General features: G+C 68.8%; 16 protein-coding genes. 6 read left to right on the top strand and 10 right to left on the bottom strand.

Features of this window, described 5'->3' with window-relative positions; translation table 11 throughout:
• Positions 1–184 precede the first annotated feature (184 nt).
• The 6 genes from L0D17_RS13525 to L0D17_RS04355 form a co-directional block, all read right to left on the bottom strand.
• Entirely contained in the window at positions 185–547 is a 363-nt protein-coding gene (locus L0D17_RS13525; protein ID WP_279231541.1) for a type II secretion system protein, read from the bottom strand.
• Positions 548–773: 226 nt separating this feature from the next.
• Positions 774–2,525: a hypothetical protein gene (locus L0D17_RS04335; RefSeq protein ID WP_243094020.1), complete on the bottom strand. Its 1,752-nt coding sequence runs from the start codon at positions 2,523–2,525 to the stop codon at positions 774–776.
• A 9-nt stretch (positions 2,526–2,534) separates the two neighbouring features.
• A complete protein-coding gene (locus L0D17_RS04340; RefSeq protein ID WP_243094021.1) occupies positions 2,535–3,272 on the bottom strand; it encodes a prepilin-type N-terminal cleavage/methylation domain-containing protein in 738 nt (245 codons plus the stop codon).
• Positions 3,269–3,805 carry a type II secretion system protein gene (locus L0D17_RS04345; protein ID WP_279231542.1) on the bottom strand — a complete coding sequence of 179 codons (537 nt, stop codon included), beginning with the start codon at positions 3,803–3,805 and terminating at the stop codon, positions 3,269–3,271. The genes L0D17_RS04340 and L0D17_RS04345 overlap by 4 nt, the downstream gene beginning before the upstream one ends.
• Positions 3,802–4,275 carry a GspH/FimT family pseudopilin gene (locus L0D17_RS04350; RefSeq protein ID WP_243094023.1) on the bottom strand — a complete coding sequence of 158 codons (474 nt, stop codon included), beginning with the start codon at positions 4,273–4,275 and terminating at the stop codon, positions 3,802–3,804. The genes L0D17_RS04345 and L0D17_RS04350 overlap by 4 nt, the downstream gene beginning before the upstream one ends.
• A 53-nt stretch (positions 4,276–4,328) precedes the next feature.
• Positions 4,329–4,799, bottom strand: coding sequence for a GspH/FimT family protein (locus tag L0D17_RS04355; RefSeq protein ID WP_243094024.1), 471 nt, complete (start codon positions 4,797–4,799; stop codon positions 4,329–4,331).
• A gap of 65 nt (positions 4,800–4,864) precedes the next feature.
• Here L0D17_RS04355 and L0D17_RS04360 point away from each other — a divergent pair, with 65 nt between their 5' ends.
• On the top strand, positions 4,865–6,055 hold the full coding sequence (locus L0D17_RS04360) for a thiolase family protein (RefSeq protein ID WP_243094032.1): 1,191 nt from the start codon (positions 4,865–4,867) through the stop codon (positions 6,053–6,055).
• Here the strand turns inward: L0D17_RS04360 and L0D17_RS04365 are convergent.
• A complete protein-coding gene (locus tag L0D17_RS04365; protein ID WP_039456077.1) occupies positions 6,052–6,360 on the bottom strand; it encodes a DUF503 domain-containing protein in 309 nt (102 codons plus the stop codon). The genes L0D17_RS04360 and L0D17_RS04365 overlap by 4 nt on opposite strands.
• Before the next feature lie 16 nt (positions 6,361–6,376).
• Positions 6,377–8,842 carry a BamA/OMP85 family outer membrane protein gene (locus tag L0D17_RS04370; protein WP_243094034.1) on the bottom strand — a complete coding sequence of 822 codons (2,466 nt, stop codon included), beginning with the start codon at positions 8,840–8,842 and terminating at the stop codon, positions 6,377–6,379.
• Between the two features lie 54 nt (positions 8,843–8,896).
• On the opposite strand from L0D17_RS04370, the gene L0D17_RS04375 reads away from it, so the two are divergent.
• The 3 genes from L0D17_RS04375 to L0D17_RS04385 are packed head-to-tail and all read left to right on the top strand — an operon-like array spanning position 8,897 to position 10,809.
• Positions 8,897–9,715: a purine-nucleoside phosphorylase gene (locus L0D17_RS04375; protein ID WP_039456257.1), complete on the top strand. Its 819-nt coding sequence runs from the start codon at positions 8,897–8,899 to the stop codon at positions 9,713–9,715.
• A complete protein-coding gene (locus L0D17_RS04380; protein WP_243094037.1) occupies positions 9,715–10,350 on the top strand; it encodes a YggS family pyridoxal phosphate-dependent enzyme in 636 nt (211 codons plus the stop codon). Before L0D17_RS04375 ends, L0D17_RS04380 begins: the two co-directional genes overlap by 1 nt.
• A 6-nt stretch (positions 10,351–10,356) precedes the next feature.
• Positions 10,357–10,809 (top strand): DivIVA domain-containing protein, encoded by a 453-nt coding sequence (locus tag L0D17_RS04385; RefSeq protein ID WP_243094038.1) that lies wholly within the window; start codon positions 10,357–10,359, stop codon positions 10,807–10,809.
• Here L0D17_RS04385 and L0D17_RS04390 read toward each other — a convergent pair.
• Positions 10,751–11,329, bottom strand: a complete 579-nt coding sequence (locus tag L0D17_RS04390) for a YdcF family protein (RefSeq protein ID WP_370532205.1) — start codon at positions 11,327–11,329, stop codon at positions 10,751–10,753. The two genes, L0D17_RS04385 and L0D17_RS04390, sit on opposite strands and share 59 nt — an antisense overlap.
• Positions 11,330–11,370: 41 nt before the next feature.
• On the opposite strand from L0D17_RS04390, the gene hflX reads away from it, so the two are divergent.
• Positions 11,371–13,020: a GTPase HflX gene (gene hflX, locus L0D17_RS04395; RefSeq protein ID WP_243094043.1), complete on the top strand. Its 1,650-nt coding sequence runs from the start codon at positions 11,371–11,373 to the stop codon at positions 13,018–13,020.
• Here the strand turns inward: hflX and L0D17_RS04400 are convergent.
• Complete coding sequence (locus L0D17_RS04400) at positions 13,008–13,274, bottom strand: acylphosphatase (RefSeq protein ID WP_039456087.1); 267 nt, start codon at positions 13,272–13,274, stop codon at positions 13,008–13,010. The two genes, hflX and L0D17_RS04400, sit on opposite strands and share 13 nt — an antisense overlap.
• A gap of 60 nt (positions 13,275–13,334) precedes the next feature.
• Between L0D17_RS04400 and L0D17_RS04405 the strand changes: the two genes are divergently transcribed.
• Positions 13,335–21,356: a translocation/assembly module TamB domain-containing protein gene (locus L0D17_RS04405; RefSeq protein WP_243094045.1), complete on the top strand. Its 8,022-nt coding sequence runs from the start codon at positions 13,335–13,337 to the stop codon at positions 21,354–21,356.
• Position 21,357: the final 1 nt, after the last annotated feature.

Genomic DNA, 21,357 nt, shown 5'->3' on the forward strand with positions numbered 1-21,357 from the left:
GGTCGTACACCTGTAGGTTGGGTGTGGTTTCCATCCCAAAATCCTAAGGCCAAGGGAGAGGGGTGCGGAATGTCGGACCCAGACTTTTTCTGCGTCTTTTCCCACAAGAAGGCCTGTCTCTGAAGTAATCAAAAGCAAAGGGGTTAGCTCCCCCTTTGCTTGGCGGAACGACGCCTATGGATTGTTACTGGCCGACCGTCAGGCTGTTCCCAGCGGCGCCGCTCCAAGTGACCTTGACGGATTGGGTGGTGCTGTCAAAGCTCACGGAGCAACTTGTGATGGTACTAGGTTTGCTGCCCGTGGAATAGGAGTCCGCAGAGTAACCGCTAGCCCCATTACAGTCAGTAGGTATACTCGTCACGTTGGGGTTTTCAGCGATGTAAGCATTGGCAACCTTGTAGACATTTTGGGCGTAAGCTTGCTCAGCGCGAACCTGGGCCGTCCGCCGGGCCTGGAGCAGGTTGGGCACCAGCACCGCGGCCAGGATGCCGATGATGGCGATGACGATTAGGAGCTCAATCAGGGTAAAGCCTTTTGCGTTCCGCATGCTTTTTTCTCCTTCAGCCTTTCCGCGCCTTCATGTATCGCGCGGCCATGAGTGCCTGTTGCCGAAAAGCCTGCCTTACGTGAACCAACCATCACCGACCCGTATCTTTAACCAGTTTCTCACCCCCTTGGCTTCCACTCTTACCTGGGCCCCGTGGGTTTGTCAAGGGGTCCCACCTTGGGGCCCATCCTTAGCCTGCGCCTCACCTGTGAAAACGCTGTGAAAGCTAGCGGCGCTCGTAGGTGAGCTGGCTGAAGGTGGCGCTGGTGGCGTTGGGGATGAGGCTAAACCCGGGAGGAAGGTTGAACTCGAGGCCAGGCACCTGGATGAAGCGGGCGCTTCCGCCCCCTGGGTTGCAGTTGTTGACGCAGACCTGCTTCCCTATGGCCGTGCCGAACACGGTGGCGTTCACGCCGGCGTTGAGGGTGTTGCCGGCATAGAAGAGGCCGATGACCACCTGGCGCTGGGGGGAGCCGGTGATGTTCTGGGTGTCGCCGGTGATGGTGAGGTTTTCCTCGGCGATGATGCCCAGCACATCTTGGTCAGGGAAGCTGTTCCCCGGGAGCAGGTGCCCGTCCAGGGTGACGTTGCCTCCCTGGTTGTTCAGCTTTTCCACGAACAAGGTGGCCTTATTGGTGTAGCGCACCTCCACGTCCTCGGCGAAGACCACGTTCAGGCCCCGGAAGTTCACCACGCCGTACACCTGGAGCTGGCCTTTGCGGGTGGCTGGATCGTAGGTGTAGATGAAGCCTCGAGGGGGGTTTGTGGCCGTGAGACAGGCGATGGGCGTTTGCCCAAAGGTGAGCGTGTTGCCGGAGAGGAGGGTGGTGAGGTTGCACGTTACGCTAGGGTCAAGGGTCAGGGTTGAACCCTGTTTTTGAACCACTAAGCCGCTGTTTGCCGCGCTTTCCCGCAGGCATTCCCGCCAGGTCTTGCCCGGGGTGGTGCAGGGTCCGTCCAGGCGCGGGATGCTGGGGGGGTTTTGCAGGTCAAAGGCGTTGATCCCCCGTTGGGTGTAGAGGGTCGCGTTGCCCCCAACGCAGACGTCTGGGGAGTTGTTGGAATAGTTGTTGCAATTTTGACCCCCCGTGGTCCCACTCCCCACGTAAATCCCGTCCACCAGCCGGTTCCATCCGCCGTCGCTGCTCAGCCCCTGGGGCAGGCTTTGGTCGCCGATGGTGGTGTTCCCCCAGAGCTTGATCTTCCCGCCGGTAACCCGGATGGCGGCGCACATGTCCCGTTGCTCCATGGCCTGGAGCTTGAGGAACTGGCTGATTTGCGTTTCGCTCCACTGGTTTCCGAAGAAGTCGGCCAGTTGGCTTCGGGTGTAAAAGTTATGGACCTCCACATCCCCAGCCGAGCCCAGCACAAAGTCGTTGACGCTGGTCCCGCTGGCGTTGATGTAAATCCCCCCCCAGATGGAGGCGTTTCCGGCGATGCTGGGGCCGGCGGCGCCCCCGGTGTAGCCGGCGGCCACAGCGTTGGAGAAGAGGCCGGCGGAAGCCACCTCGGCCACGGCGGTCACGGTGGCCTGGGCGCCCCGGTAGGTGCCCACGGAACGCAGGACCAGGTACTTGCCGTTAATGCCCAAGGAGATGGTGTAGGTACCCGTGGTGCCATCGGGGAAGGGCACGGTTTCCGTCTTCTGGCCACCCACGGGCAGGTCTTCCGGGTCGTTTACGTCCCCGTCCCGGTTGAGGTCTAGCCCGATGGAAAGGAGGTTGCCGCACTGGGAGTAGGCGGCCAGGCCCGTGGCGTACAGGGAGGGGTTGGCCAAGTAGTAGCGGAAGGCTTGGAAGGCCGCGGTCTTGTACTTCTGGATGCCCGCATGGGCCGCGGCGTAGGCCTGGTTGGCGGTCACATCGTTCCGCGTGGTCCATATTTCCAGCTGGGTGGTGAAGAAGGTGCCGAAGGCCAGGATGGCGAGCACCACCAAGACGGCCAGGGTGGCTACGAGGGCGATTCCTTTGCGGTGCATGGTTCCTCCTTACTGGTCCTTTAGGCTGGGAAGCTCCACCCGCTCGGTGAGGGCGTAGCAGATGTAGCCTGGGGGGCAGGATATGGTGGAGTTGCCGCTTGCGGTTTCCACGGTGAAGCTGGTGGCCTCGGGAGGGTTGCCCGGGGCTTGGCGGAGGGAGGAGGCCACCACGGTCACCTTGGCCGCCCGAGGGTAGCTGCCGCTGCAAAGGGGGGTGCCCCCGTGCGCTGTGGTGCCGTTGGCGCATTCAAAGACCACATTCAGGGCGAGGATGTTGTCGGCGAGGGGCTGGGGGCTGTCGCTACTGCCGCAGGCCACGTCGGAGCGCTGGAGGGTGGTGCCGCTAAAGCTGTACGCCACCTTGCGGCAGGCGGCGCTGCTGGGGCGCAGGCTGGTCACGTAGCGGACGCTGAAGCGGTCGCGCACGGCGGTGGCGTTGGCAGCATCGGCCTGGAGGCAGGGGTTGCTGGCGGAGCACGCCTGGCCGCTCCAGGCTGCCGTGGAAACCACAGGGATAAAGGAGGCGCCGCTGTTGAAGGACACGTAACGGCTGCTTCCGGCCAGCAGAAGGTCCTGCTTCACCAGCTCTAGGACCATGCGGGCCCGGTCCTGCACCTCATTGCGGGCCTGGGTGCGGCGGGCCAGGTCCGCTTGGTCCAAGAGGGCCCGGGCCACCAACGCCCCCAGGACCACCAGGATGGCGGTGGCGAGGAGCAGTTCCAGCAGGGTAAAGCCATGCCGTTTCATGGACGGCCTCCTCCGCTAGCGGTGGGTGTGGGGCAAGGAGCGGGGGCGTCCTTCGTGGGGGAGGGGTAGACGTCGTAGCAGGAAACCCGCTTAACGAGGGTGACGCGGGGGGAGTTGGCGAGGGAGGGGATGGAGGCGGCGGCTTGGAGGAGGATCACCCCTTCGCCCGGGATACCCCCTTCCCCCGAGATGGTCCACGCCACCCGCACCCGGCCAAGGGTGGTGGAGCCGGTGCAGGCCACGCTGTTAAGGGGCCGGCCCACGATGCTTTGGGCGTTGGCCACCGGGGAGGGGCAGCCCCAGTAGTAGTCGTAGAAGTTGAAGGGGGCCACGCTGGCCCCGTTTTTGGCCACGATGCTGGCGGCCTGGGCCTCGAGGACCTGGCTTAGGGTGGACTTGATCTCCGTTACCAGGCGCATGCGGGTGGAAGTGCGCAGGCTGGAAAGCTGGTTCAGGAGAAGCGCGCCAAAGGCCACGCCCAAGATGGCCAAGGCGATGAGTACCTCCACGATGGTAAGCCCTTTCCCTCTCATTGGACGCTTGCCCTCCCTTGCGGAGTAACCTGCACCTGCTTGCTGTAGGTGCCCGCCCAGTTGCTCAGGGTCACCGAGGTGGCATTGAGGTCGTGCGGGATGCCCCGGGGGTCAAACACCAAGGTGCTGGCTCCGGAAACGCTCTGAAGCCGCACCCGCCCCCAGTCCCCTTGGCCGAAGGTGACGCTTTGGATCACCGTTTCCCCGCCGTCGTAGCTTCCGTTGCGGTTTTCGTCCACGAATAGGCGGTAGCTCCCGGCCCCGGCGGCGTTGAACGCCAGCCCCACGAAGGCGTTGCGGCGGATGGCTTCCAGGCGGGCCCGGGTGACTTGGGCCGCCAGGGTCTGGGCCGCTTGGTTCACGGCGATGCGGTCGGAGCGCAGGTACCCCGTTCCCAGGGCGAAGAGGATGCCCAGGATCGCCACCACGATAACAAGCTCAATAAGGGCCAGGCCGCTTGGCGTTCTCATCCGCTTCCCAGGGTATGCTGGGGTTACGCTTGGCACATCCCCCAAAAGGGGGGTCACTCCACCCGGGCTCGGCCCTGCTGGCTTACCACCACCTTGCGGCTGGCGCTCCCCGAGGAGAGGGCAAAGGTGGCGGTGGTGAGCCCATAGGGGGTGCCCCGGGGGTCAAAGAGGAGGGGAAGGTTGCCCAGGTGGCTTTGGGCGAGGTCCAGGCGCACCCTGGCCCAGGGCCCTTCGCCAAAGCGCACCTCCTGGAAGGCTTCGCCGGGGTCGGGGCGGCGGTTCCCGTTTTCGTCCACAAAGAGGAGGTACCCCCCGGCACCCTGGCGGAGGACATCCAGCCCCACGAAGGCGTTGCGGCGGATGGCTTCCAGGCGGGCCCGGGTGACCTGGGCCGCCAGGGTCTGGGCCGCCTGGTCCAGGGCCAGGCCGTTTGGCGAGAGCCAGGGCAGGCCCAAGGCGAGGAGCACCGCCAAGACCGCAAGAACCCCCAGGAGCTCCAGCAGGCTAAGACCCCCCTTGCCCATTTGCCTAGCAGTATAGCGGGGAGGATGGGGTTAGCGGGGGCGTTTGGTCCTGGTATCATGGGCCCATGAAGCCGGTTTACCTCGTTTCCGCCGCCCGCACCCCCATCGGCAAGTTCGGGGGGGCGCTCAAGGACCTAAGCCCGGCGGAGCTCGGGGCCCACGCCATGAAGGCGGCCCTGGAGCGGGCCGGGGTGGAGGGGAAGGACCTGGACCTTTACGTCTTTGGGAACGTCCTGAGGGCGGGGCACGGGCAACTCCTACCCCGCCAGGCGGCCCTCAAGGCGGGCATCCCCAAGGAGGTGGACGGCTACCAGGTGGACATGGTCTGCGCCTCGGGGATGATGGCGGCGCTGAACGCGGTGCAGTTTATCCGCACCGGGGAAGCCCACCTGGTCCTGGCGGGGGGGATGGAGTCCATGAGCCAGGCGGGGTTTTACCTCTCCCACCGGGCCAGGTGGGGGTACAAGTTCCTCCTGGGCGCGCCGGAAAGCCTCCAGGACATCCTCCTTAGGGACGGGCTTTCCGACCCCTTCACCGGGGAGGCCATGGGGGAGCAGGCGGAGCGCCTGGCCCAGGACTACGGGGTGGGCCGGGCGGAGATGGACGAGGCCGCCTACCTCTCCCACCGGCGGGCCGCCGAGGCCACGGAGAGGGGCTTTTTCGCCTGGGAAATCGCCCCCATGGAGTTTCCGGGGAAGAAGGGGACGCTGGTAGTGGACAAGGACGAGGGCATCCGGCCCGAGACCACCCTGGAGTCCTTGGCGGCCCTAAAGCCCGCCTTCCGCAAGGACGGGGTCCTCACCGCCGGGAACAGCAGCCAGATCTCCGACGGGGCGGCGGCGGTCCTCCTCGCCTCGGAGGAGGCGGTGAAGGCCCACGGCCTTAAGCCCATCGCCAAGGTCCTGGGGGGGGCGTGGGCCGCCGGGGAGCCCTGGCGCTTCCCCGAGGCTCCCATCCCCGCGGCCAAGCGGCTTCTGGACCGGTTGGGGATGCGGGTGGAGGACTTTGGCCTCTTTGAGAACAACGAGGCCTTCGCCCTGAACAACGTCCTCTTCAGCCGCCTCCTCAAGGTGCCCTACGAACGGCTTAACGTCTTCGGGGGGGCGGTGGCCTTAGGCCACCCCATCGGGGCGAGCGGGGCCAGGATCCTGGTCACCCTCCTGAACGCCCTCAGGGTAAAGGGGGAGGAAAGGGGCCTCGCCGCCATCTGCCACGGCACCGGGGGGTCGGTGGCCTTCGCCCTGGAGCTCGTTTAGAGGAGGCCGTCCAGCTCAAAGGCCTCGAGGCGGAACTCCTCGAGGGCCACCTGGAAGGCCCCGTTTTGCGCCAGGAAGCGGGCGGCCTCCCGCAGGGTTTGCTCCACCCAGGCGGGGTCGTTCCCCAAGAGGCTGAACCCCACCACCTCGTACCCCCAGGCGTCCAAGCCGTAAAGCCGGGCGGCGGAGACGGGGAAGCGGGCCTTGAGCCGCTCCAGGGCCGGCTTGATGAGGGCCCGCTTCTCCTTTAGGCTCCGGGCGGGGGTTTCCAGCCTCGCCGTGTAAAGACCCAGGTAAGCCTTCATGGGCCTTAAGACCAGCTTAGAACATGGGCCCGATGCGGAAGTGGAGGATGCCCGTGGGCTTCTCCGGGCTGAAGGCGTAGTCCAGCCGCAAGGAGGGGAGGAGGGCCCCCAAGACGTCCAGGTCCAGCTGGAAGCCGATCCCCACCCCCCATTTGGGCCCGGCGGTGTTGTCCGCTACCCCCAGGTCGGCGAAGAGGATGCCGTAAAGGTTGGTGCCCCCCTGGGGGGAGAGGTTGAAGTTGTAGCGGTACTCCAGACTGGAGGTGGCGAAGGAAAGCCCCCCGTACTTGCGGTCGTCGTAGCCGCGCAGGAGGAAGGCCTCGGCCCCGCCCCCCGAGAGGTAGAAGCGCTCGCTTTCCGGGGGGAAGCCCAGGAGGGTGCCCGCCGAGAGGCGGAAGGCCAGGGCCTGCCGCCCCTCCTGGTCCAGGCCAAAGTAGGTCTTGCCCGTGGCCACCAGGGGCACGAAGAAGCTCCGCCCCCCGGTGTCGGGGAGGGAAAGGCCGAGGCCCGTGGCCAGGCTCGCCTCGTACCCCCGGGTGCGGAAGCGGGGGTCGTCCACGTCCAGGTAGGCGAGGCCCGTGTCCAGGCGGAAGGTCCAGCCGGGGGTGGGGAGGAGGGACTGGGCCAAACCCACGTTCTTGTAGCCAGTGCCGTCGCAGTACTTGGGGTCAGCGGGGTTGCTCACGCTGGGGTCGCAGGGGGCGTAGGGGTCGTAGATTTCCAGGGCGTAGGTGGAGCGCCGCCCGGAAAGGCCCAAGGAGAGGCGAAGGTTGGCGAGCTCGGCGGAGAAGGGACGGGAGAGGCTGAAGGCGAGGCCCGTGCGCCTTTCGGTGTACTCCCAGCCGGTGTCCGTGGTCCCGTCTAGGAGCTTGTTGTTGCCCACCGGGGTGGAGAAGAGGCTTAGGGAAAAGCCGGTGCGCACCCGCTTGAGGTCCAGGTAGTCCAGGTAGAGCCAGGGCACGCTGTAGCTGGCGGAGAAGGAAAGGTTGTCCTTGGCCTCGTTTTGCAGGAAGGCCAGGTCCACCGAGGCCTGGTGGGCCAGGCCGAAGAGGTTGGTTTCCTTGAAGCTCAGGCTTCCCGACCAGCCTTCCAAGGAGCTCCAGCCGATGGCGGGTTGGAAGAGCCCGGTGCGGGCCTCCTTTAGGGAGAGGGCTACGATGACCTCGTCTTCCTTTCCCCCAGGCAGAAGGCGCACCCCGGGCGGCTCGGCGAGGAGCCCCGTGGCCATGAGGCGGGCGATGCCTTGGCGCAGGGCCTGGACGGAGAAGAGGCTTCCCGGCTCGGGGAGCTCCCTGAGGATCACCTCCTCCCGGGTGCGGTGGTCCCCCTGCCACTCCAGGCGGTAGCCCCCGATCTTGAGCTCCAGGACCTCCAGCTGGAAGGTGCCCTCCTGGAAGCGGTAGCGCACGTCCGCCACCTCGTAGCCCTTTTCCTGGTAGAAGCTGGCGATGCGCCGGGCGTCCTCCTGGGCCAAGGCGGGGGTGTAGACCTCCCCCGGTTTGAGGCGGAGGAGGGCGAGGAGGGTTTCCGTGGGGAAGGCGGTGTTCCCCTTGAGCTCCACCTTCTCTATCACCCCGCCCTCGGGGCCCGGGGCGAGCTGCACCACCACCTCATCCCCCTCGGGCACCAGGTTGAAGTTCACCACCCGGGAAAGCTTCTTGGAAAGGGCCTGTACCCCTTCCAGAAGGGCGTTGTAGTTCAGGTAGTCCCCGGGCTTTAGGGGGAAGCCCGTGAGGTCCAGCCCTTCCCCTTCCACCCGGGCCACCTTGAGCTCCCGCACCCGCACGGTGAGGACCCCGTCTTCTAGGCGGCTCGCCTGAGGGTCGGGCCCGCTAAAGCGGTAGCCCGCCCGCTCGTAGCGCTGGGCGATGCTCTTTAGGGCTTCCTGGTACTTGGCGAAGTCAAAGGGCCCCTTGAGGGGTTCCAAGAGCTTGAGGAGCTCGGCTTCGGGCAGGAGGGAAACCCCTTCCAGGCGCACCTCCTTCACCTCGGGGCTTTCCTCCACCCGGAAGGTGAGAAGGATGCCGCCCCCTTGCTCCTTGGTTTCCACCTGGACCTTAGGGGTGAAGGGGAAGCCGTTTTGCCGGTAGGCCTCCGCCAGGGCCTTGGCCGCCTCCTGGGCCCTCAGGGGGTTAAAGGTGGCCTCCTTGCCGATGGCGAAGTTCTGCTCCAGGAAGCGGAGGAGGCTTTCTTGGGGAAAGGCCTTCCCCTCCACCTTGACCTCTTGGATGGGGGGGTAGGGGGTGAGGAGGACCTTTAGCACGTCCCCTTCCAGGCGCACCTCCACCCTTTGGAAGTAGCCCGTGGCCAGGATGGCCTTCTTGGCCTCCTCCAGGTCTCCCGGCTCGTCCCCCGCGCCGAAGGGCAAAGCGGCCCGGGCCAGGGCCTGGAGGACGGGGTCGCCCCCTTCCACCACCACGTCCTTAAGGGGGGCGGCCAGGGCGAGAAGCCCCAAGAGGGCTAAGGCGAAAAGCCGCTTCATGGCGAAGAGCATACCGGAAGGCGGTGAAGGGGCGGTGAGAGTAGAATGGCGGTCATGGGGGTCTACGAGCAGATCCAGGAGGCGGTTCGCTACATCCAGTCCAAGACGGACTTTACCCCCGAGGTGGGGGTGGTGCTGGGCTCGGGGCTTGGGCCCTTGGCGGAGGAGGTGGAGAAGGTGGCGGAGGTCCCCTACGGCGAGATCCCCCACTTCCCCCTTTCTACCGCCCCCGGGCACGCCGGGCGGCTCGTGCTTGGGCACCTCGAGGGCAAAAAGGTCCTGGTCTACCAAGGCCGGGTCCACTACTACGAGGGCTATAGCGCCAGCGAGGTGGTCTTCCCCGTGCGGGTGGGCTACTTCCTCGGGGCCAAGACCTTCCTCCTCACCTCCGCCGCTGGGGGGCTAAACCCCCGCTTCCGCGCCGGGGGCATCATGCTCCACCTGGACTACATCAACTTCGCCGGGGCCAACCCCCTAAGGGGCCCGAACGACGAGCGCCTGGGCCCCCGCTTCCCCGTGATGTTTGAGGCCTACGACCCTGAGCTCATCGCCCTGGCCCGCAAGGTGGCCCGCAAGCAGGACCTCCACCTCTTTGAGGGGGTCTACGCCTGGTTCATGGGGCCGAGCTTCGCCAGCCGGGCGGAGCTTAGGATGCTCCGGGAGCTCGGGGCGGACGCCATCGGCATGTCCACGGTGCCCGAGGTGATCGCCCTGAGGCACCTGGGGGCTAGGGTGTTGGGCCTTTCCACCATCACGGACATGGCGGTGCCCGAGCGGGAGCACCACGCCACGGAGGAGGAGGTCTTGAGGGTGGCGGCGGAGACGGGGCCCATCTTCCGCCGCTACGTGCGGGGCATTTTGGCGGCGCTCTAATGGGGCTTCCCGAGGTCCTGGAGCGCATCGCCGCCGCCTGCCAAAGGGCGGGGCGGAACCCAGGAGAGGTGCGCCTGGTGGCGGTGACCAAGGGGCGCACCCCGGAGGAGATCCGGGAGAAGGTCCTCTGCTACGGGGACTTCCCCTTGGGGGAGAGCCGGGTGCAGGAGGCCTTGAAGAAGATGGAGGCCCTAAGGGCGGAGTGGCACCTGGTGGGCCACCTGCAGCGCAACAAGGCCAAGTTCGCCCCCCGCTTCGCCCTCATCCACTCCCTGGACTCCCTGCGCCTGGCCGAGGCCCTCGAGGGGGTGGGGGCCAAGGCGGGGCTAAGGCTTCGGGTGCTGGTGGAGGTGAACCTGGGCCGGGAGCCGCAGAAGCACGGGGTTTTGGAGGAGGAGCTCCCGGAACTCCTCGCCCGGGTGCGGGAGATGGGGCACCTCGAGGTCCTGGGCCTCATGACCGTGCCCCCCGTGGGCCCTGAAGGGGTGGTCCGCCCCATCTTCAAGAGGCTTTCGGAGCTCGCCGACCGCTACGGCCTTCGTGAACGCTCCATGGGCATGTCCGACGATTACGAGTGGGCGGTGGAGGAGGGGGCCACCCTGGTGCGGATCGGGCGGGCCCTTTTTGTAGACTGAGGGCACATGGACCTAACCCCTTTGGACGTGCGCTACCAAGAGTTCCCCACGGGGCTTCGCGGCTACCGGAAGGAGGCGGTGCGGGGCTACTTGGCCCGGGTGGCGGAGGTGATGGAGGCCCTCATCCAGGAGAACGAGGCCCTGAGGGAAAAGGTGCGCTCCCTGGAGGAGGAGGCCCTCCGGCTTAAGGAGGCGGAAGGGGAGCTGAGGCGGGCGGTGGTGGCGGCGGAGAAGATCGCCCGCGAGCTCAAGGCCCAGGCGGAGAAGGAGGCGGAGCTCATCCGCAAGGAGGCCCAGGCGGCCAAGGAGCAGGTTGTGCGGGAAGCGGCGGAGGAGCTTAAGCGCATCCGCGGGGAGATTGAGCGGGCTAGGCAGGAGAAGGCCCTTTTCCTGGCCCAGTTCAGGGGGCTTTTGGAGGGCTACCTGGAGTCCTTGAAGCGCTTGGAGGAGGGGGCTTAAGCCCGCCGGGGAGGGGCCTTAGGCCCAGGTAGAGCCAAAGGCGGTAAAGGGCTTCCCGCACCCAGTAGCTCAAGGGGTAGGGCCCGGGGACGGGGTAGCCCCCCGCCTCCAGCCCCAGGAGCCGGGCCAGGAAGAGGGCCCGGGGGAGGTGGGGGGCGTCGGTGACGAGGAGGATGGGGCCCTGGAGGTGGGGCTTTAAGAAAAGGAGGTTCTCGTAGGTGTTTTGGCTTAGCGTTTCGCAGAGGAGGGCCTCCCGCGGCACCCCTCGCCGGGCCAGGTAGCGGCATCCCACCTCCCCCTCGGTCCAGGCGTCCCCCGGGGCCTTTCCCCCGGCCACGGCGATCCGGGGGGCGAGGCCCTTCTGGTAGAGGGCGAGGGCGGCCTGAAGGCGGCGCTCCAGGGCGGGGGAGGGCCTGCCCCCGTACTGGGCCGCCCCCAGGACCACGATCCAGGCGTAGCCCCCTTGGGCGAAGGCGGGGAGGAGGAAGAGGGCGAGCCAGAGCCAGCGCACGGGCCCCACTCTACGCCCGAAGGGCCAGGTTTTGCTATACTAGAGGGGCATTGGAGAAGATCTTCGGCAGGACGGAAGGGCTCAAGAAGAGCGAGCTAAAGAAGCTTTCCAACCTCTACCGCCGCCGGGTGCCCCCGGAGCGGGTCATCACCCCCGAGCTGGCCCAGGCCCTGGCCCAGCTCTCCGCGGAGGTGGGAAGGCCCTTGAGCCTGCTCTTGGACCGGGAGGGCCGGGTGGTGCGGGTGGGGGTGGGGGACGCCAAGGAGCTTCCCATCCCCGAGGGGGCGAGGGCGGAGCGCAGGCTTTCCGGCTTCCGCCTCCTCCACACCCACCTTTCCCCCGGGGGGCTTTCCCGGCCCGACCTTTCCGTGCTCTTCCTGCACCGCCTGGACAGCCTGGCCGCCCTCGAGGTGGCGGACGGGAGGCCCACCACGCTCCACCTGGCCTTCCTCTCCCCGCCCAAGGCCCTGGAGGAGGACTGGCGCATCCTGCCCCCCAGGCCCTACTTCCAGTACCTGGACCTGGACCACCGCAAGGAGGTGGAGGCCCTGGAGGAGGAGCTGGCCCGGCAGGCCCGGGTGCGGGAACTCCAGGACGGGAGCGGGGAAAGGGCCATCCTGGTGGGGGTGGACCTGGGGGAAGGCCCAGAGGCGGAGGCCGCCCTCAAGGAGCTCGCCGAGCTCACCCGCACCGCCGGGGGGGTGCCGGTGAAGCGCCTCCTCGTCTTCCGCAAGAGCCTGGACCCCCGGTACCTGGTGGGCCTCGGCAAGCTGGAGGAGCTAAAAAGCCTCGCCTACCACGAAAACGCCTCCACCCTCATCTTCGGCCTGGAGCTTTCCCCCGCCCAGGCCCGGGAGATAGAGCGGGCCACGGGGCTTAAGGTCCTGGACCGCACCCAGCTCATCCTGGACATCTTCGCCCTGCACGCCAAGACCCCGGAGGCCCAGGCCCAGGTGGAGCTGGCCCAGCTCAAGTACCTCCTCCCCCGCCTGGTGGGGAAGGGGAAGGAACTTAGCCGCCTTGGGGGTGGCATCGGCACCCGGGGCCCCGGCGAAACCAAGCTGGAGGTGGACCGGAGGCGGCTTCAGGAGCGCATCGCCCACCTAAGCCGCAAGCTGGAGGAGTACGCCAAAAGGCGGGAGGAGGCGCGGAGGCAAAGGAAGCGCCGGGGGGTGCCCCTCATCGCCGTGGTGGGGTACACCAACGCCGGCAAAACCACCCTCCTCCAGGCCCTGGCCCGGGGCGGGGAGCCGGGGGAGGACAAGCTCTTCGCCACCCTGAGGCCCCTCACCCGCCGGGGCTTCTTGCCGGGGGTGGGGGAGGTGCTTTTCACCGACACCGTGGGCTTCATCCGGAAGATGCCGGAGGAACTCCTCACCGCCTTCCGGGCCACCCTCGAGGAGGTGCGGGAGGCGGACCTCTTGGTCCACGTCCTGGACGCTTCCGAGGAGGGGGCCTTGGAGCGGCACCGGGTGGTGGAGGCCCTCCTCCAGGAGCTCGGCGTGGAGGCCCCCCGGGTCCTGGCCCTTTCCAAGGCGGACCGGGCCGCCCCTTACGACGTCTACTACCTGCGGGAGCGGCTGGGCGGGGTTCCGGTTTCCGCCTTAAAGGGCGCGGGGCTTCCCGAGCTCAAGGGGGCCTTGGCCGAGGCCCTCCTCCGCGCCGGGGCCAAGCCCCAGGCCTGGGCTCAGTACACGTAAAACCCCTTTAGCCCGGTTTCCTCGGCCCACTGCACCTCCACCTCGTCCACCCGGGCGAGGCGGGGGCCTTGCTTGAGGTGGTGCAAGAAGGCTTTAAGGTCCTCCTCGGGGCCTTCCGCCACCACCTCCACCCGGCCGTCCGGGAGGTTTTCGGCGTAGCCGGAAAGCCCCAGTTCCAGGGCCTTCTTCTGGGCGAAGGCCCTATACCCCACCCCTTGCACCCTTCCCTTCACCAAGGCCACCAGGCGCGGCATGAGGGCATTTTAACCCGCCCTGCCACGCGGCTTTCATATCCTTTCCCTATGCTTAGGTAGATGCGGCGGGGGCCTTTCCTCCTTCTCTTCCTCCTGGCCCTCCTTGCCCTCCTCGCCTGGCCGCCCCTTCTGAAGGGGGCGGTGCTCCGGGGCCTGGCCCTGGCGGGGTTTTCGGGGCAGGTGGGGGAGGTGCGGGGGCACCTTCTTTTGAGCCTCACCCTGCGGGGGGTGCGGCTTCAGGGGGAGGGGCTCTTTTTGGAGGCGGAGGAGGTGGCCATCCGCTACGAGCTCCTCGGGCTTTTGCGCCGGGAGCTTCCCCTAAGCCTCACGCTAAAGGGGGCCCGGCTCAAGCCCACCTGGGAAGCCTTGGTCCCGGGGAAGCCAGGCCCCCCGCCCGCGCTTAAGGTGGTCTTCCGGAGCCTGGTCCTTCGGGATGCCGAGGTGGAGCTTCCCCGGGGGAAAAGGCTTTTCCTCCCCCCCTTGCGCCTCACCCTCACGGGGGAAAACCCTTACCGCTTCCTGGCGAGGCTTCCCGGGGGGAGCTTCCAGGGGGAGGCGCGGGCCTTGGCGGCGGACCTTTCCGCCTGGGAGGTGCGCTATGGGGGGGAGGTTTCCGGGCTTTCCTTCTTCTACCCCGGGCTTAAGGGGGGGAGGGTTTCGGGGGTCCTTCGGCTCGGCCCCGGGGGGATGGAGGGGGAAGCGCAGGTGGTGGGAGGGGTGGTGGAGCTCGTGGGCTTCTCCCTCACCCGGGTGGAAGGTCCCATCCGCCTACAGGGTGAGCGAGTGACGGCGCGCCTAGAGGGTGTGGGCCTCGAGGGGCCCCTCCAGGCGGAGGCGGAGGTGGACCTCAAGGGGGAGCGCTACCGCTTCCGGGTGGTGGGCAGGCCCAGGCTTGCCGCCTTGGCCCGGCACTTCGGCCTTTCCCTGCCCGTGGAGGGGGATGGGGTCCTCACCCTGGCGGGGGAAGGCTGGGCGGCGCTTAAGCTCACGGGCGCGTTCCAGGGGGAGGGGCGGTTTTTGGGGGAGCCCTTCCGCCACCGGGGGCGGCTTGGGTTTAACCGGGTCTTCTCCCTGGCGGCGGAGGCGGAGGGGCGGCTTTTTGACCGGGCCTACCGCCTGGGTTTCGCCCTGGAGGGAGGCGGCTACCGGGCGGCCTTCACCGATACCTTGGGGAGCCGGCTCGTCCTGAAGGGGGAGGGGAAGCGGTTGGAGGGAAGCGGGGTTGCGGCCTGGCCCAAGCCCCTGGAGGGGAAGGCGGAGGTGGCCTTCCTGTTGGAGGGGGGCCGCTACCGGGCGGAGGTGCGAAGCCCCAGCGTGGCGCTTCCCCTTTTCGCCCCCTTGGACCTCTCCGGGGAGGTGCGGGGGGAGGGGGGGCGGGTCTACGGGCGGCTTGGGCCCTTGGCCCTTTCCGGGACCTGGGGCGACCTCGCTCTGCTCCTTTCCCCCACCCCCTTGGCCGTGGGGAGCCTGGAGGGGGAAGGCCGCCTGCGGGGGGGGAGGCTTTCCGCCGCGCTCCGCTACGCCTCCCCCTACGCCGCCTTCCCCGTGGCGGTGGTGCAGGAGGCCTCCGGCTTCCGCTTCCAAAGCCCCTACGGGGAGGGGACGTACCGAAAGGGGGTCTTGGCCCTCCGCCTCCTTGGCCTGCCCGTGCGGGCCCTGGACGAGGTGCGCCTCTATGGCGAGGCCTTCTACCGGGAAGGGGCCTTGGGGGGAAGGCTTCGGGCCGAGGGGCGCTACCTCGAGGCGGAGGCCTCCTTGCGCCGGCTGGGGGTGGAGCTTGCCGGCAGGCTGAAGACGCCCTTAGGGGAGCTTCCCTTCGCCGGGGCGTACGACCCGGGGCCGGGCCTGAGGCTGAAGGCTGGGGACCTCACCCTGGCCTACCGAAAGGCCCTGCGCCTTAAGGGGGAGGCGGCCCTAGGCCCCTTGGCCCTGCGGGCGGACCTGGCCTACGACGGGGGCTTTGCCGGCTTCGCCGAGGTGAAGACCCCCTACGGGGTGGAGGGGAGGCTTGTGGGGGCGGGGAAGCGGCTTTTCCTCCGCCTTGGGGGCTATGTGGAGGGGGAAGGGGAGGTCTACCCTGAGCCCCGGCTAAAGGGAAGGCTTGCGCCCCCCCTGCCCGAGGGGCTTCGCCTTCCGCCCCTCGCCTTCACCCTGGACCGGGGGGCCCTCCGGGTGGCGGGGGTGGGGGAGGTTGGGCTTGGGGGGCGCTACCCCTTCCGCCTGGACCTTCCCTTCCGCTACCGGGAAGTGGAGGGCCGGCTTTGGGCCGAGGGGGACTTGGAAGGGGGCGCGGTGCGCCTCGCCACCCCCTACGGGACCCTGGAGGGGAAAGGCCCCTGGCGGGCGGTGCGCCTTTGGGGCCAAGGGGAGGCGCCCTTTTTGGGGGAGGGGAGGCTAGGGGGGCAGGTGGACCTCCTGGCCCTGGCCTACCGGGGGGAGGCCTTCTTCCCCAAGGGGGGGCTTAGCCTGAGCCTCTCGGGGCGGGGGGCGGGCTTTCGCCTCTCTGGGAGAGCCCCGGGGCTTAGGCTCCTGGGCGGGTACGAAGGGGGGCTTCGCCTCCTCATGCAGGCGGAGGGGTTGGACCTCTCCCCTTGGGGCCTTCCCCTCCGGGCCACGGGCACCTGGGGCGCCCAAGGGGGGAGGCTCCGCCTGGAAAGCCCTTACGGGGAGGCCCTTTTGCAGGGGGAAGCGCTCCTTCAGGCGAAGGTGCGCCTCCTTGGGCCCTATCTGGAGGGCGAAGGGGAAGTTTCCCCCTCGGGCTACCGCCTTACCCTAAAGGCCCACTACCGCCAAGGCGGGGTGGAGGTCCTGGGGGAGGCCAGGGGGGAGGGCCCTTGGGAGGCCTTGGCCCTGGAGGTCTTGGGGGAGGCAAGGCTTCCCTACCTGGACCCCTTGCCCTTCCGGGGCCGGGTGTGGCGGGAAGGGGCTTTGCGCTACGCCCTCGAGGGCCCCGTGCGCCTGGTGGGGGAGGGCCTCGCCTACCGGGGAAGCCTGGCCCTGCCCTTCCGCGTTCTGGGGCGGGAGGGAGAGGTGCGGGGAAGCTTCCAAGGGGAAGGGCTTCGCCTGCGCCTGCAGGGGGAAGGGCGCTTCGCCGGGCTTCCCTTCACCTGGGAGGGGCGGTACGGGGAGGGCCTTGCCCTCGCCCTGCGCTACGCCGGGGGGGAGGTGGCCTGGGAGGGGGAGCGGTTGCGGCTAGCCCTAAAGGAGGTGGCCCCCTTGGCGCAGGCCCTGGGCGTGGCCCTGGCGGGGCGGGTGGAGGGGGAGGTGGACCTGGAGGGAAGGGGGAGGGCGGAGGCGCGCTTGGCCTATGGGGAAGAGCCCTTGGCCCTGGCCTACCGGGACGGGGAGCTTAGCCTGTGGCTTCCCCGGCGGGGGGTGGGCCTCGCCTGGGAGGCCCGGGCGGGGGCGCTTCGGGGCCTCGGGGACCTGGAGGGCGGGGGGAGGCTGGACCGAGAGGGGGTGGAGGCTTCCTTCCGCCAGCGGGGCCTGGAGGTGAGCCTTAAGGGCCCCTACAGCGCCCTAGAGGTGCGGGGGGTTTACCGGGGGGAGGCCCTGGGGGAGACGGACCTAAAGGCCACCTTGGACCTCCTGGGGCTTAAGGGGGAAGGAAGGGTGCGCCACGCCTCCCCGTACGCCGAAGGGGAAGTGGCCCTTTTCTGGGAGGGGGCGAGGTACTGGGGGGAGGGCTCGCTAAGGAGCCTCCAGTACCTGACCCAGGAAGGTCCCGTGCGGCTTATGGGGGAAGGGGGGAAGGTGGAGGCCCGCTGGCAGGCCCCCTTAGCCCTGGGGGTGGCCTACGGGGAGGGGCTGAGCCTCTTCGCCCGGGGAAGGGGCGAGGTGGCGGGCTTTTCCCTGGAGGCGGATCTGCGCTACGGGAAGGAAGGGTACGTGGGGTGGCTCCGGGCCTCCGGGAGGGGCCTTGCCCTCCTCGCCCAAGGGGAGGGCGCCTTGCGCTTCCGCCTCCAGGGGGAGGAGCTTCCCGGAAGCCTGCAGGCGGAGGGGGAGGTTTCGGGGCTTGGGCTTTCCGGGGATGCCCGCTACGCCCTGGGGGTGGGGAAGGCGCGCCTTGCCGCCCAGGCCCGGCTTGGGGGCACCCTCCTTGCGCCCCGGCTTGCGGGGGAGGGGGTTTTGGCGGGGGAGGGAGCGGCGCTGCCCTTCCGCTTCGCCCAGGAGGGGATTTCCCTGTTGGGGCTTGGGGTCTATGCCGAGGCCCCAGGCCTAAGGCTCCGCCTGGAAGGGGGGAGGCTTTCCCTGAAGGCCGACCTGGACCTAACCCCCTTTGGCCTCCCCACCCGGCTCCAGGCGGAGGGGGAGGGCCCTTGGCAAGGGCCCTTGGCCTTCCGGCTCCTCCGGCCGGAGGGGGAGGCGGGGGGGCGGCTTTGGCTTTCCCCCTTGCGGGCGGAGTTCCGGGGGGAGGCCTATGGGGAGGCCTTCCGCGGGGCGTACGGGGCGGAGGGGCTTTCCCTCCGCTTCCAGGGGCCCAAGGTGGTGGGGGAGGTGCGGTACGGGAAAGGGCTCTCGGGGCTTCTTCGGGCCCGCTATCCCCTTTCCGATGGGGCCCTTTTAGCGGAGGTGGACCTGGGGGCGGGGCGGCTTGCCCTTCGGGGAGAGGGGGCGGTTAGGGGGCAGGGGGAGGGCACCTTCTGCCTGCCCCGGCCCTTGGGGGCGTGCGCGGGCCTCGAGGGCGATCTGGCCTTGGCGCTGGGCTACCGGAACTTTTCCTTCCGGGGGGCTTACCGCTACCGGGCGGAGGAGGGCTACCTGGGGGTGTGGGCTGGGGAGGGGGTGGTGGAAAGCCCCTACGGCCGGGCGCGGCTTTTGGGGCGGGAGGGGGGGTTTGACCTCGTGGGGGAGGGGCTTCCCCTCACGGCGAGGCTGGACCTTGTGCCCTTCCGCCTGGCCTACCACTACCGGGGCCCCTTGCCCCGGGGGCTTGGCGTCCTCGAGGCCGAGGGCACCTACCCCGGGAAGTGGCTATCGGGGCGGTACGCCTATGGGGAGGTGGACCTTGCCCTGGAGGGCCTTTCGGGCTTCCGGGTGGCCCTCCAGGGGGAAGGGGTGAAGGGGGAGGTGGGGCTCGAGGGGGTTGCCCTAGCCCTTTCGGACTTTGCCTACGGCCCCGTGCGCCTCTCGGGGGAGATGGGAGGCCCCTGGCGGCGGGTGGCCCTAAAGCTTCGCCTCGCTGCCTTGGGCCGGGAAGCGGAGGCGGAGGGGGTGTACGGGGAAGGGGCCTTGCGCCTTTCCCTCAAGGGGGACCTCGAGGGGGAGGTGGCCTGGGATGGGGCCTGGCGGGGGGAGGTGGCCTTCCGCGAGGGGCGGCTTGCCCTGGAGGGGGAAGGGCTTCCCCGGCTTCGGGGGGAGGTCCTGGGGGAGGAGGTGGCCCTGGTCTGGCCTGAGCTGGCCCTGGGGGGCCTCCATCTGGACCTTTTGGCGCGGGAAGCCCAGGGAGAGGCTACCCTTCTCCGGGGCCTCGTCCCAGGCGGCTTGGCCGCCCGGGGGGAAGGTAGGAAGGTCCTCTTGGCCTACCGGGTGCCGGGGGCGGGGCTTCCCCTGGAGGGGGAGCTGGACTTGGAAAGCCTCGCCCTAACCCTCACGAGCCCTCAGGGCACGGGCGCCTTGCGCTACGCCGAGGGCAAGGTTTCGGGGAGCCTGGCCCTGGAGGTGGGGGGCGTGGCCCTTCGCCTCCAGGGGGAAGGGGCCAAGGTGGGGGTGGAAGGGGAACACCCCGCATGGCCATGGTGGGCGGCGGGGGCGGGGCGCCTCATGGGGGAGGTGGGACTGGACGGGGCCTACCGCCTGGACTACCGGGCGGGGGAGCAGGCGGTGCGCCTAGAGGGCCGCCTCCTTTCCGCCGAGCTCACCGCCACGGGGCCCTACCTGGAGGGAACCCTGGCCTACCCGCCCAAGGGGGAACTCAGGGTGGACCTTCCCCTTACCCCCTTGGAAAGCCGCTTCCAGGGCCGGGTTTTGGGAGAGGGGTACAGGGTGGAAGGGGCGTTGACGGGGGGTGTGGGCCGGGTGGAGGCCAAGGGGACCCTCCTCCCCCTGGCCTTGGACCTCACCCTGAAGGAGGCGGCCCTCGAGAACTTCCTGGGCCGCTACGCCCCCTACCTCAGGGGACGGGTTTCCGGAAGCCTGGCCTTGAGGGGAGGCGGGGCGGAAGGGGCGGTTTCGGGGGCGGTGGAGGTGGCGGGGACGCGCCTTCCGTTAGGCCTAAAGGGGCGCCTTGGAGGGGCGGGTTTCGCCGGGGAGGGGCGCCTGGGGGAAACCCCCTTCCAGGTAGCCTTGGAGGGGGGAAGGCTGGACCTCGTGGCAAGCCCCCGGGGCTTCCCCCTCCACCTCCTCTTGGCGGCGGTGGCGGGGCCCTTGGAGGGGGAGGCCTACTGGACGGGGGCGGTGCGCCTAAGAGTGCCCCTGGCCAACCCCTGGCGGGGGGAAGGGGTTTTGGTGGGGGAAAGCCTGGTCTTCCGGGGCGGGGGGGATGAGCTTAAGGGGCAGGCGGCCTTCCGCTTGAGCCGGGGGCGGGTGGAGGTGGACCACCTGCGCCTGGCGGGTCGGGGTGTCTGGGAGGGCGGGGGGTACTGGAGCCCCGAGGGAAGCGACCTTTACCTGTACCTGAAGGACACGGTCTTCACCCCCGTGCTCCAGGTGGTGCCCGCCCTGAAGCCCTACCGGCCCGAGGGTTCGGGGAGCCTGAGCCTGCGCCTCACGGGAGAGGGCTTTCAGGTGGGCTTTAAGGACTTCCGCTTTCGGCTCGGCCCGGTGGCGGGGTACTTGCCCGAGGGCCTCCTCTCCTTGGACGGGGGGGCGAAGGCGGAAGGGGAGCTCACCCTCACGGCGCCTTTCCCGGGGCGGGCCAGGCTTGGCCTCGAGGGCCGCTTGGAGGACTTCCGGGTGAGCGCCAAGGGGGAGGTTTCCCTCCCCGGGCTCAAGGAGGCCACCCCGGCGGAGGTGGTCTTCCGCTACCCCGCAAGCCTGGTGGAGGTCCGCCTGGGTGAGGCTCAGGCCCAAGGCACCCTTTTCCCCTTGCGCCTGGCGGGCTACGGGCGGCTTCCCCTTTACTACCCGCAGTACTACCTGCAAGAAGGCCTCCTGGACGTGAAGAGCTTCTTCCTTTACGAGGAGAAGGGCACCTACCACCTCACGGGAAACGCCGAGGTCCTCCGGGCCCGCCTGGCCCTCCCCGAGGCCCGGGCCCGGGAGCTTTCCCGGGAAGGGGTGGAGGTGGGGGCCAAGCCCGCTCCGATACCCTTGGTCTTTGAGGGGGTGAGGCTTCAGGCCGAGCGGGGCATCCTGGTGCAGGAAAGCCTGGTTCAGGGGGAGCTTAAGGGGGAGGTCTACCTGGGGGGGACATACCAAGACCCTTACCTGGCGGGGGAGGTGGGGGCCTTGTGGGGGAACTTCCGCCTCTGGGACTCTGTGTTTTCCCTGGACCCGGCGCAAAGCTTCCTCCGCTTCCGCCCCGACCGGGGCATCCTTCCGGAGTTTTCCCTGAAGGCGGAGGCCCAGGTGCGGGGGTACAAGGTGTTCCTCGCCGCCACCGGGGAGTTCTTAAGGGAAAATGGCCGGGTAAAGGTGCGCCTAGAGCCCAGCTTCGCCTCGGAGCCCCCCTTGAGCGAACCCGAGATCTACGCCCTGTTGACCTTGGGCACCCCGGACCTGGCGGGGCTTACGGAAACCCTGCCCCAGGTGGCCCTGGGGGCCGCCTTGGAAAACCTGGTGCTGGGGCAGCTGGAGCGGGAGCTGGCCCGCAGCCTGGGGCTGGACCGGTTCCAGGTCCAGACCCCCCTCTTCCAGGGCGGGTCCTTGGAGGAAACCCGCTTTTCCATCGGCAAGTACCTGAGCCCCGAGCTCTTCTTGGGCTACGAGGTGGACCTGCGGGGGGCGCAGACCCTTTCCGCCCAGTACCGCCGCGACGGGCTCACCCTGGGGATTTCCTCCTCCTTCCAGGCGGGGGACGGGCGGCTTTCCCGCTTCGCCTTCGCCCTGGGCTACGACTTCACCGAGGCTTTGGGCGTGAGCGTGAGCCTCGAGGCCGCCGACACCACCCGCTTCAGCGTGGGCGCCCTTTACCGGTGGTAGC

Origin of the sequence: Thermus thalpophilus (assembly GCF_022760915.1) — a bacterium.
GTDB classification, from domain to species: domain Bacteria; phylum Deinococcota; class Deinococci; order Deinococcales; family Thermaceae; genus Thermus; species Thermus thalpophilus.

Coding starts and splice junctions, on each gene's coding strand:
- L0D17_RS13525 (WP_279231541.1), bottom strand. CDS start 547: ATGCGGAACGCAAAAGGCTTTACCCTGATTGAGCTCCTAATCGTCATC.
- L0D17_RS04335 (WP_243094020.1), bottom strand. CDS start 2,525: ATGCACCGCAAAGGAATCGCCCTCGTAGCCACCCTGGCCGTCTTGGTG.
- L0D17_RS04340 (WP_243094021.1), bottom strand. CDS start 3,272: ATGAAACGGCATGGCTTTACCCTGCTGGAACTGCTCCTCGCCACCGCC.
- L0D17_RS04345 (WP_279231542.1), bottom strand. CDS start 3,805: ATGAGAGGGAAAGGGCTTACCATCGTGGAGGTACTCATCGCCTTGGCC.
- L0D17_RS04350 (WP_243094023.1), bottom strand. CDS start 4,275: ATGAGAACGCCAAGCGGCCTGGCCCTTATTGAGCTTGTTATCGTGGTG.
- L0D17_RS04355 (WP_243094024.1), bottom strand. CDS start 4,799: ATGGGCAAGGGGGGTCTTAGCCTGCTGGAGCTCCTGGGGGTTCTTGCG.
- L0D17_RS04360 (WP_243094032.1), top strand. CDS start 4,865: ATGAAGCCGGTTTACCTCGTTTCCGCCGCCCGCACCCCCATCGGCAAG.
- L0D17_RS04365 (WP_039456077.1), bottom strand. CDS start 6,360: ATGAAGGCTTACCTGGGTCTTTACACGGCGAGGCTGGAAACCCCCGCC.
- L0D17_RS04370 (WP_243094034.1), bottom strand. CDS start 8,842: ATGAAGCGGCTTTTCGCCTTAGCCCTCTTGGGGCTTCTCGCCCTGGCC.
- L0D17_RS04375 (WP_039456257.1), top strand. CDS start 8,897: ATGGGGGTCTACGAGCAGATCCAGGAGGCGGTTCGCTACATCCAGTCC.
- L0D17_RS04380 (WP_243094037.1), top strand. CDS start 9,715: ATGGGGCTTCCCGAGGTCCTGGAGCGCATCGCCGCCGCCTGCCAAAGG.
- L0D17_RS04385 (WP_243094038.1), top strand. CDS start 10,357: ATGGACCTAACCCCTTTGGACGTGCGCTACCAAGAGTTCCCCACGGGG.
- L0D17_RS04400 (WP_039456087.1), bottom strand. CDS start 13,274: ATGCCGCGCCTGGTGGCCTTGGTGAAGGGAAGGGTGCAAGGGGTGGGG.
- L0D17_RS04405 (WP_243094045.1), top strand. CDS start 13,335: ATGCGGCGGGGGCCTTTCCTCCTTCTCTTCCTCCTGGCCCTCCTTGCC.